At 52.4% G+C, this 15,349-nt stretch carries 16 protein-coding genes and 1 pseudogene; 4 read left to right on the top strand and 13 right to left on the bottom strand.

Annotated features, from left to right (window positions below; genetic code table 11):
* Positions 1-154: 154 nt before the first annotated feature.
* Entirely contained in the window at positions 155-1,957 is a 1,803-nt protein-coding gene (locus CBW46_RS14120) for a hypothetical protein (RefSeq protein ID WP_133253990.1), read from the bottom strand.
* Between the two features lie 206 nt (positions 1,958-2,163).
* Between CBW46_RS14120 and CBW46_RS14115 the strand changes: the two genes are divergently transcribed.
* Positions 2,164-3,519: an alkaline phosphatase gene (locus tag CBW46_RS14115; RefSeq protein WP_243633317.1), complete on the top strand. Its 1,356-nt coding sequence runs from the start codon at positions 2,164-2,166 to the stop codon at positions 3,517-3,519.
* A 362-nt stretch (positions 3,520-3,881) separates the two neighbouring features.
* Here the strand turns inward: CBW46_RS14115 and CBW46_RS14110 are convergent, their stop codons facing one another.
* Entirely contained in the window at positions 3,882-4,307 is a 426-nt protein-coding gene (locus CBW46_RS14110) for a hypothetical protein (protein ID WP_089200648.1), read from the bottom strand.
* Between the two features lie 636 nt (positions 4,308-4,943).
* On the opposite strand from CBW46_RS14110, the gene CBW46_RS14105 reads away from it, so the two are divergent.
* Positions 4,944-5,471 (top strand): phosphatase PAP2 family protein, encoded by a 528-nt coding sequence (locus CBW46_RS14105; RefSeq protein ID WP_089200647.1) that lies wholly within the window; start codon positions 4,944-4,946, stop codon positions 5,469-5,471.
* A gap of 45 nt (positions 5,472-5,516) precedes the next feature.
* Here the strand turns inward: CBW46_RS14105 and CBW46_RS14100 are convergent, their stop codons facing one another.
* Positions 5,517-6,131, bottom strand: a complete 615-nt coding sequence (locus tag CBW46_RS14100; RefSeq protein ID WP_089200646.1) for a DedA family protein — start codon at positions 6,129-6,131, stop codon at positions 5,517-5,519.
* Positions 6,128-6,712, bottom strand: coding sequence for a class I SAM-dependent methyltransferase (locus CBW46_RS14095; protein WP_089200645.1), 585 nt, complete (start codon positions 6,710-6,712; stop codon positions 6,128-6,130). Before CBW46_RS14095 ends, CBW46_RS14100 begins: the two co-directional genes overlap by 4 nt.
* Positions 6,713-6,837: 125 nt before the next feature.
* Here CBW46_RS14095 and CBW46_RS14090 point away from each other — a divergent pair, with 125 nt between their 5' ends.
* Both CBW46_RS14090 and CBW46_RS14085 read left to right on the top strand, forming a co-directional pair.
* Positions 6,838-6,975, top strand: a complete 138-nt coding sequence (locus CBW46_RS14090; RefSeq protein ID WP_243633316.1) for an AbrB/MazE/SpoVT family DNA-binding domain-containing protein — start codon at positions 6,838-6,840, stop codon at positions 6,973-6,975.
* Positions 6,972-7,172: pseudogene (locus CBW46_RS14085) on the top strand (type II toxin-antitoxin system PemK/MazF family toxin); the annotation flags it as partial. The gene CBW46_RS14090 and the pseudogene CBW46_RS14085, both read left to right, overlap by 4 nt.
* 141 nt (positions 7,173-7,313) lie before the next feature.
* Here CBW46_RS14085 and CBW46_RS14080 read toward each other — a convergent pair.
* From CBW46_RS14080 to CBW46_RS14040, 9 genes are all read right to left on the bottom strand, one after another.
* On the bottom strand, positions 7,314-8,045 hold the full coding sequence (locus tag CBW46_RS14080) for a ThuA domain-containing protein (RefSeq protein ID WP_089200643.1): 732 nt from the start codon (positions 8,043-8,045) through the stop codon (positions 7,314-7,316).
* 138 nt (positions 8,046-8,183) lie between these two features.
* Positions 8,184-9,155 carry a siderophore ABC transporter substrate-binding protein gene (locus tag CBW46_RS14075; RefSeq protein ID WP_089200642.1) on the bottom strand — a complete coding sequence of 324 codons (972 nt, stop codon included), beginning with the start codon at positions 9,153-9,155 and terminating at the stop codon, positions 8,184-8,186.
* Between the two features lie 30 nt (positions 9,156-9,185).
* On the bottom strand, positions 9,186-9,944 hold the full coding sequence (locus tag CBW46_RS14070; protein ID WP_089200641.1) for an iron ABC transporter ATP-binding protein: 759 nt from the start codon (positions 9,942-9,944) through the stop codon (positions 9,186-9,188).
* The gene (locus tag CBW46_RS14065; protein WP_089200640.1) at positions 9,938-10,894 is read right to left on the bottom strand and encodes an iron chelate uptake ABC transporter family permease subunit; all 957 of its coding nucleotides are present in this window, start codon (positions 10,892-10,894) and stop codon (positions 9,938-9,940) included. Before CBW46_RS14065 ends, CBW46_RS14070 begins: the two co-directional genes overlap by 7 nt.
* Positions 10,887-11,837, bottom strand: a complete 951-nt coding sequence (locus tag CBW46_RS14060) for an ABC transporter permease (RefSeq protein ID WP_089200639.1) — start codon at positions 11,835-11,837, stop codon at positions 10,887-10,889. The genes CBW46_RS14065 and CBW46_RS14060 overlap by 8 nt, the downstream gene beginning before the upstream one ends.
* Complete coding sequence (locus tag CBW46_RS22085; RefSeq protein WP_279386469.1) at positions 11,834-11,968, bottom strand: hypothetical protein; 135 nt, start codon at positions 11,966-11,968, stop codon at positions 11,834-11,836. The genes CBW46_RS14060 and CBW46_RS22085 overlap by 4 nt, the downstream gene beginning before the upstream one ends.
* A gap of 132 nt (positions 11,969-12,100) precedes the next feature.
* Complete coding sequence (locus tag CBW46_RS14055) at positions 12,101-12,460, bottom strand: hypothetical protein (RefSeq protein WP_133253989.1); 360 nt, start codon at positions 12,458-12,460, stop codon at positions 12,101-12,103.
* Entirely contained in the window at positions 12,421-13,656 is a 1,236-nt protein-coding gene (locus CBW46_RS14050; RefSeq protein WP_089200637.1) for an AraC family transcriptional regulator, read from the bottom strand. Before CBW46_RS14050 ends, CBW46_RS14055 begins: the two co-directional genes overlap by 40 nt.
* Before the next feature lie 536 nt (positions 13,657-14,192).
* Positions 14,193-15,320, bottom strand: a complete 1,128-nt coding sequence (locus CBW46_RS14040; protein ID WP_424446486.1) for a glycoside hydrolase family 88 protein — start codon at positions 15,318-15,320, stop codon at positions 14,193-14,195.
* Positions 15,321-15,349 lie beyond the last annotated feature (29 nt).

The raw sequence follows: 15,349 nt of genomic DNA, 5'->3' as shown, positions 1-15,349 counted from the left end.
AATACACCCCGGTTATTAATGCAGCCTTAATAAAACTTCAATGTGGCATTAAAATTCACACCCGCAGCCGCGCGTTTGTGGTGCCCTCTACATCCGGCGCTGTCACCTCTGGCAGTTGCACGCCAAAGCTGTGGCGAAAGCGGGTGTGTATATATCATGTGACCTCGCTTAAGCTGATCCGATAAGCGGTGCGGTTGCCTTTAGCAGCATATTGCAAGCAGCCCAACCTCCCGTTCCGGGACATCCCGGTGCGATCGCTCATCTCCAAGCCCTCGTCGTCCGGAGTCAGTATGGTGACGGTTTGACGTTCATCCCTCAGCTGCACAGTGGCCACGCGGCCATCCTGTATTTCCACCTGTGATTCATCTCGCCCGTCAAACAGCATGACCGGAATCTCCTCATAGAACGGCATCGGCATCTCATCTTCGACGGTGATCCCCGATGCATCTACCGTCAGCACCCGGCGGAAACGGTTGACCGTGAGCCCGCCGATGTAACTGATCGCGACAACACAGCGGTCCTGCCGCTCTTCCAGTATATCTACCGTCACTTCGTCCAGCTCACCGCGCGTTAAATCGGCGAGCCGCTGCAGCCTGCCCCGGTAAAGGGTGCTCACCGCGTAGGAGATGGCAGCGCCTTCATTTTGATCGAGCGACACCATGTCTGCCGGGCCGATGGGCAGCTCAAGGCCGCTTTTTTGAATCCGAACGATGCCCGTCGGGTTGTACTTCCTCTCCCCTTTGGTCTGCACCACCGCATAATAGCCCCCTGCATTCACCACAAGTTTACGAAAGTGTGGTTCAATCGATAATACGAAGCCTCCCGCTTCCGCGGGGCACACGACATCCCCCATCCCGTCATCCGCCAGCTCATAGCATGCGGCCATCATAAACGCCGCAAGTAAGTTGTACTGTGAATGAAAGGAATAGCTTTCGTATCCGACCCGCTCGTTTGGATCAAACCAGTTACGTACTATATTGAGCTCCCCGCTCGGCCTGACCCAACGGGCAACCGACGCTAGCGACAGCTTTGCCGCTCTTTTGAATATGCCGGCCAATAACGTATCACCCTGCGCAGCGTATTCGTTCGCGTAGGACTCAAACACATAACACTGACCGGCTTCGTTCCACTGGTGCTGCGCACTTCTGCCGCCCAACAAAATTTCTCCGGTCGGGCTCTGCACAAACAGCGAGGTAATCGCCCCACGCCGCGAGTACTCCGTCAAAAACTCCCGATGCCGCCCGTCATACCCAGCATTCAACATCATGCGGAAGAACAGCCGGGAGAACACATCATACGCCAGCGGGCCATTCGGGTCTACATACAGCCCAAGCTCCGTCACCAAAGGCAGCTGGACCTCCAGGTGCTCATCGATCTCTGAGAGACTGCCTCCCAAGCCATACTTCACCCGCAGCGCCTCTCCCGCCTGTGCTACCACAGACCAGTTGTGAAACGCCTGTTGGTAAGCGAGCGCGGGCTGAATCTGCCGGAACAGCGCCTCCCACTGGGCCACCAGTTCGGCACTTACCAGTTTTTGCAGCCACCGATACGCATGAACCATCTGCACTGTATAAAAATTCCCATGGTTGTCACACGCCGCATTTCCGGCCACGATACTGTGCAGGCTGACGGTCAACGCACGCGCCGCTGGGTCTATAAGATCCGCGCGGCCCCTGTGCCTGGCCAGACACGCTGCCGCCGCTGCGTAGCAAGGCGTAGAGTATTGGCGCTCTCCGCCGACTATCGGATCAATGATCCGCCCATCATCCGCTTGATGTGCTCCGAAAAATCCAACGATCCCTTCCACGATGTCCAGATACGTTTCTTTGCCGACGTCGAGTGCCCGTGGGCAGTCGACTCCGCCGGCGTGCTGCAAGAAAAGTTCCAGTTTGCTTCGAATATCCTGATACCCCGCCATGCTCATACGCTCATCCCCATCCTTATAGTTGGTGTCCAAGCTTCTGCCTCAACCACGGAGTAATCTGACGCCTACAGCCAATGTACAACATCGCTGACAGCAAATCGACCCTGAATTTTTCTTTACAAAATCTTTAAAAGGAATTTACATAGATTTAACTCTTTTAATATATTATCATCAAGGGCAACGAAACCAGCACTTTCTCATCTCTGGCACTTAACTTACATCAAATGGGGGAAAATCACGTGAAAAAAAAGTTAGCTATCGCTGCACTAGGCGGCGCGCTCGTACTATCCGGCTTGGGAATCAATACCGCGTTTAACACCGCAGAAGCAAAATCGGATCACTCCGAGCGGAAAGTGGAAAATGTTATCTTTATGATTCCAGACGGCTATTCCGCCGCATACGCTACAAATTACCGCTGGTACAAGGGTGAAAGCACCACGATGGATTCCATGCTGGTCGGTATGTCGCGAACGTACTCCAACAACTCGGAAGTGACCGACTCCGCCGCTGCCGGCACGGCAATGGCTACAGGCACAAAAACGAACAACGGCATGATCAGTACCGCTCCGGATGGCAAGCAGCTGAAAACGATTATGGAAGCAGCCAAGGAAGAAGGAAAGGCGACCGGATTAGTGGCAACCGCTACAATCACTCATGCTACGCCTGCCGTGTTCTCCTCTCACGTGGCAGCACGCGCCAACGAGGGCGACATCGCACCTCAGCAAATCGAGAATGCCGACGTTCTGCTCGGCGGAGGCAAGCAGTACTTCCTGCCCGAAGCCCAAGGCGGCAAGCAAAAAGAACGCAATCTGCTAGCCGAAGCAAAAGAGAAAGGTTTCACCTATGTGGAAGACCGCGACCAACTGATGTCTGCAAAGGGTGACAAATTGATCGGACTGTTCGCGAACGACGCTATGGCCCCTGAGCTTGACCGTGAAGAAACAAATCAGCCAAGCTTGGAAGAAATGACCGTAAAGGCGATCGATACACTGGAGAAAGACAAGGACGGATTTTTCCTCATGGTAGAAGGCAGCCAGATCGACTGGGCCGGCCATGCGCATGATGCCGCTTGGGCGATGAAGGATGCGGCAGCGTTCGAGAAAGCAGTGCAGAAAGCTCTGGACTTCGCTAAAAAAGATGGCAACACTCTGGTTGTCGTAGTGGGCGACCACGATACGGGCGGCATGTCGGTAGGTGGTTACGGTGTGTATGACGCTAAAACCGAAGTACTCCGCGACGTGACTGCAACGGGTAATTACATGGCAAGCAAATTGAATGCTGATAAGAGCAACCTGAAAGAAGTTGTCAAAACTTACACTTCCCTTGACCTGACCGATGCCGAAATCAATAAAATCAACGCTGAGAAAAACACAGCTAATGCGATCAACGATGTGATCAGCGAGCGCGCGCTGGTTGGCTGGACAACACCACAGCACACAGGCGTGGATGTACCTTTGTATGCGTTCGGACCGCAATCCGATGAATTCAGAGGACTACACAACAACACTGATATCCCTAACATTATGGCAGAAGCGATGAACGTTCCATTTGGCGAGGAGAACAAACATCAGGACGCAGCCGATCGCAAGCACTAAATAAGACATCTTTACAAAAGCAAACGTACTATTACTGCTCCACGCGAAAAATACTTGCGTAATAGAACCACTGTCGTCTATCTACACAGGCGGCAGTTTTTTGTTATGTGGATTAATATCGACACGCCGCGGAATCGAGCAGCTCCTAACAAGGCTCACACGATATGACATTGGTCTTCTGCCATATTTCATCCGTTGCCCTACTGCTGCCAAACGCAGAAAAAAAGCTGTCCCTCTGAGCAGTAGAACTACTTGTAGAGACAGCTTTTTGGATTTATGGCAATGCGAGTTGACCGGCGCCGCGAAGTCGATCAACTCACAGCAGGTTCATACCATGTGGGCGGTGTTACACGGCAAATGAATTAGTTGGCTGGTGTGCTTGTGCCGCCAGTGGATGGTGCCGCTTCAGGCTTGCTTGCATCAGTGCCAGTGGATGGCTCTGCTCCCGACTTGCCTGCATCAGCGCCAGTGGATGGTGCTGCATCCGGTGTGCTTGCATCAGAGCCAGCAGATGGTGATGCACCCGGTGTGCTTGTATCGCTGCCGGTGGATGGCTCTGTTTCAGGCTTATCCGCATCAGCGCCAGTGGACGGCTCTGCGTCAGGCGTGTCCGCATCAGCACCAGTGGACGGCTCTGTACTTGGCGTGCTTGTACCGCCTGTCGATGGCTGCTCCGTCTCCGTCGTCGGCGTGCTGGTGCTGTCGGTCGCTGGTTCAGTTTCTGAACATGCGCTCAAAAATAATACAGAACTGATGATAGCTACAAACAGAATATGAATTTTTTTCATGGTAAGTCATCTCCTTAATGTTGGTGTAAGTATGTTTTGTTCTAGCTGCAGGTAACCACACTAAACGTCCGACGGTTCCGCTAAGTACGCCAATCACAATTCGTTCTAATCTGTGTTTGAATTGTGGTGCCGGCCGCGCAAGTACCATGTGTGCTGCTCCTACGTTCTCTACCCTCTTTTCTGTCTATTTGTTTGGTACAGGTATCACTATAATCTTAGAACATGAAGTTAACTATAAAATTTCCTTAAGCCCAGCTTAATTTTTGCATTGCTAGCAACGCCGGCGAGTCCTAGCCCTATAACGACCGTTTTGCTGCTCATGGAAAGGTTTGCTTGTTGTATCATGCAGTTCGGCCTCATCCGAGTATAGACCCGAGCATTCAGAATCCATTCGTCCGGCTGGCGCTAGGACCCCATCCGGCGCCATGTCTTATCATCATACTGGCAACAAAACAGCCTGACCGACGGCCAGGCTTGCGCAGTTGTGTCTATGTCGCACAGATTGTGCATATGTTACAGTGCCTGCTTTAACGTCTTTTTTACACCGTGCTGATACTGCGTTAATTAAAAGGGGTTACTATATTATATACCGGACTTTGTTCGCAGCTCATCCTGCTCTTAAAGGAGGACATCAAAATGCACCGGCTGGTTTCGTGGCTGCAGCGCAGTGAAAATCGGATTTTTGTCTGGGTGAATCGGAGATTTTATCACAAATGGTCTGACTGGTTGTTGCACAGGGTCACGCACCTTGGCGGCGCAACGACCACAATTGTCATCGCGCTGGGTTTGGCTATTTTCGGCCAAGGTCATTGGCGGACTACCGGCTTTTACTGCTGTCTCGCGCTTCTCTTTAGCCATATTCCAGTGGCTTTGCTGAAGCGCAAATATCCTCGTCTTCGCCCTTATTTGGTTCTTCCGGATACAAGAACGTGTCCAAACCCTCTAACCGATCATTCTTTCCCATCCGGGCATACCACGGCGATCTTTTCGGTGGTGGTGCCTATCGTCTGTACTCAAGCTTTGCTTGCCGCTGCACTCCTGCCACTCGCCGTCGTCGTCGCGATATCCCGCATGTACCTGGGCCTGCACTATCCTTCGGACTGCGCGGCCGGAGCCGCAATAGGCTCCGGAGTGGCGTTTGCGGTGATGGGCGTATTCGAATAATGCCTCACTTCCCGCATCAAATGCAAAACCTCGGCTCCGCGTGTGTCAAACTGGAGCCTTGCTGCATCTTTTCCTGTTTCTCGCCACTTTGATGATAACAAAAACCGCCAACAATACGGCAGGGAGCCACAGGACGTGGAGGCCGTACTTTGTGACCAGGGCATTCACTGTGCCGATGTGCCCGCCGGCGAAACGGCCCGCTGCAAAAAACAGCAGCGTCCAAACCAATCCAGTGGAATACGAGATGAAGGCGTAGCGGCGGAACGTCATTTTATTCAGCCCCACGATATACGGCATCACATGCCTGACCACAGGCAGAAAATAGCTGATGAGCAGTGCAAAGCTGCCATACTTCTCCATCATATTTTCCGAAATGTCAAAATACTTTTCCAGCTTCTTCTTGCGCCTTAATCTCTCAAGCACCGGTGTACCGACAAAGCGCCCCAGCACGTAGCCGAGGGACAGCCCGGAAATCACCCCCAGATAGGTCAGGATAAACGCCGGAACAGGGTGCAGTAAACCGCTGGCGGTTACGGCTCCCCCGGTCATGACTACCACTTCGTCCGGTATCGGCATGCCTATAATGCCAAGCCATAGAGCGAAAAATAACGCGGCATATCCATATTCAGCAATCAAAGTCAGCAGCGTGTCGTAGCTCACTGAGCCCCCCCTCTCTTTCGGCACACATACACAAAGGCCGGCGGCACGTTCAATGGAACAAAATGAATTGCTTCAATGTCAAACAACTCAGCCAGCTGTGGCTTCATCTGCAATGAATATTGAAAAGCAACGAAGTGGCCCCCCGGTTTAAGAGACCGAGCAATGTGCTGCATTAATTCGGCCCGAGTCGTCTGTGGGAGATTAAAAAACGGCAGTCCGCTTAATATGGCGTCCAAATGTGCGATGCCAAGCTGAGCCATGGCACTTTGAATGCGGCATGCATCGGCATGACAGCTGAACTCCGGGTATCGACGGGCTAACTGTTCTCTCAGGGATGCTTCTGTCTCGAATAACAAAATTTGGGCACGACCGGCGGCGGACGTTTTTATGTGCTCTGTAATAGCGCCTGTGCCGGCACCGAGCTCGGCCGCTGTTTGTGTGCGCTCCCAAGGGATGCTATTGACCATGGCCCTCGCCAGGTACTTGGAGCTGGGTGTAATGCTGCCCACCTGCCTTGGAGACCGAAAAAACTTATTTAGAAAAACGAGTTTTTCCTGAACGATGGTACTGAGATTTGACATCCCTTGCTTCCTCTCCTTGCTTCGGTATACTGTTCGCTTTCATCTTATAATAGCATTTTTTGGATGAAAGTCCGAGCAGTCGTGAGCTATAATTGGAGTATCAGAAAAGAAAGGACATGATCCTGATGGCAACTACAACATTAAGCAAATGGGGCAACAGCACCGGAGTCCGTATCCCTACTCAATTCTTGAAGCGTCTCAGCCTTGATGAGGGCGCTGAAGTGGAAATCCTGCTCACGCCGCAAGGAGAAGAATTAATTTGACCATCCCCGCACGAGGCGATCTAATTTGGCTTGACTTCGATCCGCAAGCAGGTCGAGAGCAAGCTGGTCGCCGCCCCGCTATTGTAATGTCCGAGCGGGCTTTTAACGAGCTGACCGGAGTCGCGGTTGTGTGCCCAATCACCAACCAATCAAAGGACTATGCATTTGAGGTAGCGCTGCCAGAGGGATTGCCCTTTTGCCGGTGTCGTTCTTACCCAGCCCTCGCGCCCCAACGAAACAGGCGGACAAGGTTTGCCCCTGTCCGCCTGTCTCATATACAAGCCAATGCTTTCGCAGCAAAATGCCACGGTGGCTGTTTTAATCGTCGGTTAAACAGCTTACTCCTTCGCCGAAATCTGTTCCAACGGCTTATGGTTACCGTAAGTCGGATAATCGCGGATGGTCGGCGCCGCCCAGTGGACGCCATTCCGTATCACGCGGCGAATCTGCTCGTTATAATACGTTGGGTATGTCTCATGGCCCGGACGGAAGTAGAAGATTTTTCCCTGTCCGCGATGGAACGTGCAAGCGCTGCGGAACACTTCGCCGCCTTCGAACCAGCTGACCATGATGAGTTCATCCGGCTGCGGGATGTCGAAATGCTCGCCGTACATCTCCTCTTTCGGCAGCTCTATGTATTCGCCGATCCCCTCGACAATCGGATGGCCGGGGGAGACCACCCATAAACGCTCCTTGTCGTCAGCCTCTCTCCATTTTAAGTCGCAGCTGGTGCCCATCAACGCTTTAAATATCTTGGAGAAGTGCCCTGAATGCAGCACGATCAAGCCCATGCCGCGCAGCACTCGGTTGTGAACCCGTTTTACAATTTCGTCCTGCACCTCATGATGAGCGGTGTGCCCCCACCAGATAAGCACATCGGTGTTTTGCAAACGTTGCTCGGTCAATCCGTGCTCCGGTTCATCCAATGTCGCGTACGCCACTTCGACCTCCGCGCCTAGACCTTCACCTATCGCCTGATGAATGCCATTCGGATAGATAGAACGGACAAGGTCGTTTTTGTTCTCATGCCGAAACTCGTTCCAGACAGTCACTCGCAGTTTTTGAGCCATAAGATCGCGCATCCTCCCATAAGTTGGTTTATTTTACATAGTCGATTATATAGGAAATTACCCGATTAAACCTATACGTCAAACTGCCCAACTTACCTTCGTTCCCCGGCCATATGAGCGGCGGGGTCCGGAAAGGTGCTACTTCAGTGCTTTTTCGACTTCCTGCACCATGCTTGCCACGGACACTAAGCCGCCGCCGGACAGGTACCAATAGTTAGGGTCCAGGTACACGATCGATCCATTTTGATAAGCTTTTGTTTTCTTCACCAGCTCGTTTTCAACCACTTGCTTGGCCGTTGACGTGCCGTCGCCGACTGCGGATTCACGGTCCACCACAAACAGATAATCAGGGTTCTTCTCCGCCACAAATTCGAACGAAATAGTTTGGCCGTGAGTGGACACCTCAATGTTTTTCTCAACCGGGGTCACCCCAAGCACATCATGGATGATGCCGAAACGTGAGCCCGGTCCATATGCGCTGACTTTACCGCCGTTCACCAGCGTAACCAACGCGGTCTTGCCGCTCGCCGCCGCTTTTTCATTTACTCTTTTGACCGACTCGTCAATCTTGGCCAATTCCTCTTGAACCATCGCTTCTTTGTCGAAGATTTGTCCCAATTTCGTCGCATTTTCCTTAAAGGAGTCCATGTAACGTTTGTTATCCACTCCCACAAACACCGTCGGAGCGATCTTGTTCAGTTCCTCATAAGCGGTCTGCTGTCTGCCCGAAATAAGAATCAGGTCCGGAGAAAGCGCACTGACTTTTTCAAAATCCGGCTCAGTCAACGTACCGACATCCTTGTACTTGGCATCCTTGTATTTCTCCAAATATGGCGGAATGTTCGCTTGCGGCACTCCGGTAACCTCCACACCAAGTTTATCCAACGTGTCCAGTGTACCGAAGTCGAACACAACGACGGTTTTAGGATTCTTCACAACTTTGGCTTCGCCCAGCTGGTGCTTGATCGTCAATTCCTCTGCCGCCGGCGTCTGCGGCGGTGTGCCTGCTCCCGCATTGCCCGCCGCTTCCTGCGAGCCGCCGGTCGTACCGCAAGCGGCAGCAACTACAGTGATGACCAACATTAACACTAAGACGGATAACTTCTTCATTTTAATCACCTCTATATGAATTTGGCATTGCTAACCATAGAACATACAAATTTTGTTGCCGTTAATCGTCTCTATATGAATATCCATATCGTACACTTCCCGGAGCAGCGAAGAATCGACAATGTCCTCTGTTAATCCTTCTTTGACCACTTTGCCGTCCTTGAGCGCCACGATGCAGTCCGAATAACAGGAGGCAAAATTGATGTCATGCAGTACCAGAACGATCGTTTTACCAAGTTCATCAGCCATTTTTCTTAATACCTTCATAATCTGCACGGAATGCTTCATATCCAGGTTGTTTAACGGTTCATCGAGCAGAATATATTCGGTGTTTTGTGCCAGCACCATAGCTATGTACGCGCGCTGACGCTGCCCTCCGCTCAATTCGTCCAAATATTTGTCCTCAATATCCTCGAGCTCCATGTAAGCGATGGCTTCGTCCACGAACTTCCGGTCCTGAGCGGTAAGCCTTCCCTGAGAATAAGGAAACCGTCCGAAACAAACCAGCTCCCTGACGTTCAAGCGGATGTTGATATGGTTGGTCTGCTTGAGTATGGATATCTTTTTCGCCAGGTCGTTGCTCTTGGAGCGCCCAATTTCCTGACCATCGATCAGAATCTCACCGCTGTCCTTTGTGATTAGACGGCTTATCATGGATAATAGCGTGCTTTTGCCGGCTCCGTTTGGTCCGATAAAAGAAGTGATCCGGCCTTTTGCTATGCTGATAGAGACATCTTCGACCACATTTTTAGCTCCGTACCGCTTGGATACGCCCCTGACTTCTACCACGACTTATTCTCCTTTAACAGTAAGTAAATGAAGTAAATTCCGCCCACCAGATTGACGATCACGCTGATGGTTGTATTGAAAGTGAAGACGCGCTCGACGATCAGCTGTCCGCCTACCAACGCGATAATGCTTATCAGAATCGCACCCGGGATCAAGTAGGCATGCCGGTACGTCCCAAACAGCTGATGAGCGACATTGGCAACAAGTAATCCTAGGAACAAGATCGGTCCGACCAAAGCGGTGGATATGGAAACCATAATGGCGATGATGATAAGCAGCCGCTTCACAACGTAATCGTAATCAACGCCGAGATTAATCGCCTGTTCCCTGCCTAACGCCAGCACATCGAGATACTTGGCAAATTTCCAGAAATACGCCGTCAATGCACTCAGCCCGAGTGCGGCGAGAAGCAGCAGATCCGTGCTCATTTTGTTGAAGCTGGCAAACATTTTATCTTGCACGATGAGAAATTCGTTAGGATCGATCAGCATTTGCATGAAGGATGAACTGCTCTGGAACAGCGTCCCGAGGATGATTCCTATCAGCAGCATGAAGTACACGTTGTTCCCGTGTTTTCTGAAAATCATCTGGTATAACGCGCCCGAAAACAGTACCATCAAACCGACGGATAGGAGGAAGTGTACGTTTTTGCTCATCATCGACAGCGCAGCCGACCCAAACGCAAATACCACAGCGGTCTGCAGCAGCATGTAAAGCGAATCCAAGCCTAGAATGCTCGGCGTCAAAATCCTATTATTCGTAATCGTCTGAAACACCATCGTGGAAAAAGCTATGGCCGCGCCGGTCAGCACGATCGTGATAACCTTGAGCCCCCTTCGCGGGAGCACATAACCCCAATTGCTTCCCACCTGAATGAACATGAATGCAGCGATCAGCGCCAGCGCGGCCACCGCCAACACACTGAGCTTTACCTTGACTTGACTATGCATACGCCTTTCTCCTAATTAGCAGATACAAAAACACTCCACTCCCGATTATGCCGACCGTTAGACCTATCGAAATTTCATACGGGTAAATTACTACACGCCCTAAAATATCGCAAAACAACACGAACGCGGCCCCCAGCAGTGCCGTATGAGCAAGGCTTTTTTTCAAATGATCCCCTTGGTACAGGCTAACGATGTTCGGTATGATCAAACCCAGAAACGGAATTATACCAACGGTCAGAATCACGACAGACGTCACGAGCGCGACGATAATCAAGCCGATGTTAACAACTTGTTTGTAATTCAGTCCCAGGTTTATTGAAAACTCCTCGCCCATGCCCGCCACGGTAAACCGGTTCGCATACAAATAAGCAATGATCACGACCGGAATGCTGATGTACAGCAGCTCATACCGCCCCTTCATCACCATCGAAAAGTCGCCGTGAAGCCACGAGGAGATACTCTGAATCAAATCATGCTTATACGCGAAAAATGTTGTGGTCGAGCTCACGATCTGACCCAACATGATACCCACCAGCGGGATGAAGATAACATCCTTGTACTTGACCTTGTCGAGGATTTTCATAAAAATGAATGTGCCCAACAGGGCGAAGACGAAGGCTACGAGCATCTTCTGGAGCGGGCTGGCTGAAGTGAACATCAACATCGCGACCAATATCCCGAACCTGGCGGAGTCCTCCGTGCCGGCCGTCGTCGGTGACACAAATTTATTCCGCGTTAATTGCTGCATAATGAGTCCGATGATGCTCATGCTCACTCCGGCAATGATCAGACTGACCAACCTGGGCAGCCGACTGATAAGAAGTATTTCAGCCTTGTCTGGCGTCAGGTTGAAAATATCTGACGGACGGATATCTTTGACGCCGACAAATACGGAGCAGAACGATAAAATGATGACGGCGATCAGTAAGTACCTTTTTTTCATAGCGGCTCATTAACGACTGATATTAAGTCCACCGCCGCAATTCTCACTTGCGTTACAGGCCCGAGAGGCACTTCCTTTTCCTCAAACCGGTGGACCGACCTTCTCTCTCTGATTAGCGCTGTCAATTCCACGTGTTTCCCTCCAACAACCGTCCTTCTTAAACATGATATTAATAATCATTCTCAATTAAGTATTTTAAAGCAGCCATTCCCGATTGGGAATGGACTTTTCTGAAACTGCCATGGATGTTTCTGGCTGTTAACCTAACCGGCGCTGTTGAGCAGCTGCCTCACCATTTGCTCCATCAAGCTCTCATTCACTACCGCGTTGTAATGCGGCGTGTCGCAGTATCGAATGAACAGGCATCTCTGCTTCTTCCCACTATTCTGTAAGCTGCTCCAACTATTCTCCAGTTCCCGTAAGTGAGACTGCGGCGTGTCGCAATCTGTGAGGACTAAAATGTTTTCGCAGAGCTGGGCAAGCTCCTGAAGAGATTGGAGGCCGAGCATACTGATCTCTCGGGCCGCGCCGGGCGGCGTGACCTGCAAATCGTCGTAGAACAAATCGCTAAGCTTGCGGCGTTTCAGCCCGAATACATAGAAGCTGCCTTCGAGTTCAAGCACGACCAGAAAAGGGTCGTCGCCGAGACGTTCGCGCACATGGCGGCGGCGTTGTCAAGCTTGATGTCATAATGCGCTAACCACCGCTCGGCAACGGACGTTAAACCGAGGACCGCGCTTATATCCCGCAGACGGTCTTTCCACGAATATTCCTTCCATCGAAACACCGCCACCGGCGCAATTTCCCGCAGCCTGCGGTCCAGCGCTTGGTCCACAGGGCCGGTTAGAATTATCTCCGGTGCTGCCGTGGCGAGCTGCTGCAGGACAGCTTCGGCATTATCCCGCCATCCCCGCTCCACGGAGAAACGCGGCGTGATGCCGAGAGCGGTCAGATCGCCCTGGAACACAGCACACAGGTTGGCAATTTTCTTCGTTGCACGCGCCGCATATTCACTCGGCGTCATGCCAATATGCTGCTTGAACAGCCTGCTGAAATAAAATTCGTCGTGATACCCGACGGCGTGAGCGGTCTCAACGATCGTTGAATCGGTTGCGGCCAATAAAGGAAGCGAAGCGTCCATACGTATTTTGGTCAAATATTTGTGAGGACTAAGTCCGGTTTGTTGTTTGAAAGCTTTATAAAATCGGCTTCCGCTCACGCCTGACGACTGCACCAGCTCCTCCATGTCCATGGGCTGGGGGTAGTTGTTCAGTATCAATTGACGCACATGCTCGACATATCCGCTCAATTCGGATTCTCGTGCCCGGGGCGTTTGCATGGAGTCGGCAAAGGCCGCCGCCATCGAATAGAGCACCGACTGCACGCGGTAAAAGTGCGCGGCACCATCCGGTTCGGAGGCGCGGATCAGCTCGCGAAGCGCATTGTGCAGCCCCGGCATCCGGAATGTATGGAACGCGCATGGCCCGGACAACGCTGCAGTGCCGGCAGCCTGCACGCCGGAAATTGTGTTAGCGGCGGAGCTGCAGCGGAAGTTTATCAGCATGACCGACGTGGGCTGACTTCCCACGTTGCGGATGGTGCATCCATGCTCGGCGGGAATCAGGAACAACTCTCCGGCAAGTGCGCTACCGCTGGTGCCGGCACTGGAACTGGTGTGCAGCGCCACGGAAATCTTATGCTCCAACGCCACGGCGAAGCTGTTCACATCGCGAGCAGGCAGACGTACGTCGACACCCTGCGGCAGCTTAATCTCCGCCCTGCCGATGTATGTCAACGAAAACGGTTGTGACTGCAGCATCTCGCGCTCACGTCCTTTCTACGCTTCTTCAGGATCGCGGCGCCGATGTGCTCTGTGACACCCTGGCCGAACCGCTGACATTGATATTGATAATCGTTATCAATTGAATATGTATATCATAGCTTGCTAATCCTCTGGAATCAACCCCCTTGGTGCAAAATTTTGTGTGCGCTGGGAATGTTGCGGGAACTGTTGATACAATGTGCAAGGCGACGGCTCAGAACAAAACAAGAAAGATTCATTTTACGATGTTAAGGGTGTTTGGGTATCCCATCGGCAATGGATGGTTGTCATTTTGGTTGGATGTGAGCTGTGGGAAGAGCTGCGTGGTACGATGCACTCGGTTTGGGAAAAAGGAGTGGAGCATCGAGTGGGAACCATTTGTTTAATCGCTTGCTACAAAACGGAGGCCAGCCGCAGCGTAGATTATAGGGAGACACGCTCAGCTTGGCTGATGTTTCCGGCAGCGGTGCCGGAGGGCACTCCATGCTGAAAGCAGGCAGTGCCCAAGGCCGCTGACGAAATTGGGGCTCGCATCAGAATATGCGAGTTTTCCAGCCCTGCAGCTTAGCCAGGGCTTCCACGTAAAAGTAGTCTCCGTAGATGAGGGAGACGTTGATATTTTGGCCGGCCGGCTTGTTTCCGGTGCCGGCCACGAGAATCGCCTCGTGATCGGGACGATCCCATGTGGCGTAGTTTTGGGTGAGCGAGAGCAGGATGCGCTCAGCAGCCTCGCGGTACGGGCGTGCCTGTACTGCGGGCAGCGCAGCGGCCAGCTCGAGCAGTCCCGAGGCGGCGCAGGACGCCGCCGAGGTGTCGCGCGGCTCGCTGTCAAGCGACTCGGCCGCGCGGAAGTCCCAATGCGCCACGCCATCGGCAGGCAGCATCGCGAGGAAGTAGTGCGCGACCCGCTGGGCAGCGCGCAGGTAAGCCGTATCGGCGGTGTAGCGATACGTGTTGGCCATGCCGTGGAGCGCCCAAGCGGCGCCACGGCTCCAAGATGAGTCGGGGCCGGCTCCTTGGCCGCCGAGCGGCTCGATGAATTCGCCTGTCAGCGGATCGAAGCTGAGAATATGGTTGACGGAACCGTCTTCCCGAATGAAACGGTTTACCACGGTGTCTGCATGCGCTTTAGCTATGTGAGTGAAGCGTGGATCGCTGATCTCTTCCGCAGCCCAGAACAAAATCGACAAGTTCATAGAAGAGTCTACGATCGCCCAACCGGTTTTGTCCTGATTCCATGCCCGCAGGAAGTTCCCCGCGATGTTAAAACGTCCTGCCAGGAAGTTGGCGGCCAGCAATCCGCGGCGTTTGCCGTCTTCGTCACCGGTCAGCTTGTATTTAATCACAGCTGTGGGAAGGTATTGAAAGCCTACATCATGGTGAAAATTGTTTGCCTGGATCGATTTTTGCTCGAACAGCTCATCCCAACGCCAGGCGGCCTGCTTGTAATGTTCCTTTCCCGTCATTTCGTGCATGATCCACAAGATGCCCGGCCAAAAACCGGATGTCCACCAATCATGCCTCATGTCGTCATACACACCGGTGTCCGCCGGAGCGACGTGCGGTGATTTACCGCCGATCTGCAGGATCATCCTGTCAACCTTCTGCTGCAGTGCATCCCATAGATCGGGCAGTGCCTCGCGCAAGGTAGTAGCTTGCATGAACTTGCTCATGTTTACCGTGGTCATAC

It is taken from the genome of Paenibacillus xerothermodurans (assembly GCF_002220865.2).
GTDB classification, from domain to species: Bacteria; Bacillota; Bacilli; order Paenibacillales; family NBRC-103111; genus Paenibacillus_S; species Paenibacillus_S xerothermodurans.
This window is presented reverse-complemented; position numbering and strand designations above follow the sequence as displayed.

Bases quoted from the DNA above. Each gene is read 5' to 3' on its own strand.
- CBW46_RS14110 (WP_089200648.1), bottom strand. From the start codon at position 4,307: ATGAAAAAAATTCATATTCTGTTTGTAGCTATCATCAGTTCTGTATTA.
- CBW46_RS14105 (WP_089200647.1), top strand. From the start codon at position 4,944: ATGCACCGGCTGGTTTCGTGGCTGCAGCGCAGTGAAAATCGGATTTTT.
- CBW46_RS14095 (WP_089200645.1), bottom strand. From the start codon at position 6,712: ATGTCAAATCTCAGTACCATCGTTCAGGAAAAACTCGTTTTTCTAAAT.
- CBW46_RS14090 (WP_243633316.1), top strand. From the start codon at position 6,838: ATGGCAACTACAACATTAAGCAAATGGGGCAACAGCACCGGAGTCCGT.
- CBW46_RS14080 (WP_089200643.1), bottom strand. From the start codon at position 8,045: ATGGCTCAAAAACTGCGAGTGACTGTCTGGAACGAGTTTCGGCATGAG.
- CBW46_RS14075 (WP_089200642.1), bottom strand. From the start codon at position 9,155: ATGAAGAAGTTATCCGTCTTAGTGTTAATGTTGGTCATCACTGTAGTT.
- CBW46_RS14065 (WP_089200640.1), bottom strand. From the start codon at position 10,894: ATGCATAGTCAAGTCAAGGTAAAGCTCAGTGTGTTGGCGGTGGCCGCG.
- CBW46_RS14060 (WP_089200639.1), bottom strand. From the start codon at position 11,837: ATGAAAAAAAGGTACTTACTGATCGCCGTCATCATTTTATCGTTCTGC.
- CBW46_RS14050 (WP_089200637.1), bottom strand. From the start codon at position 13,656: ATGCTGCAGTCACAACCGTTTTCGTTGACATACATCGGCAGGGCGGAG.
- CBW46_RS14040 (WP_424446486.1), bottom strand. From the start codon at position 15,320: ATGCAAGCTACTACCTTGCGCGAGGCACTGCCCGATCTATGGGATGCA.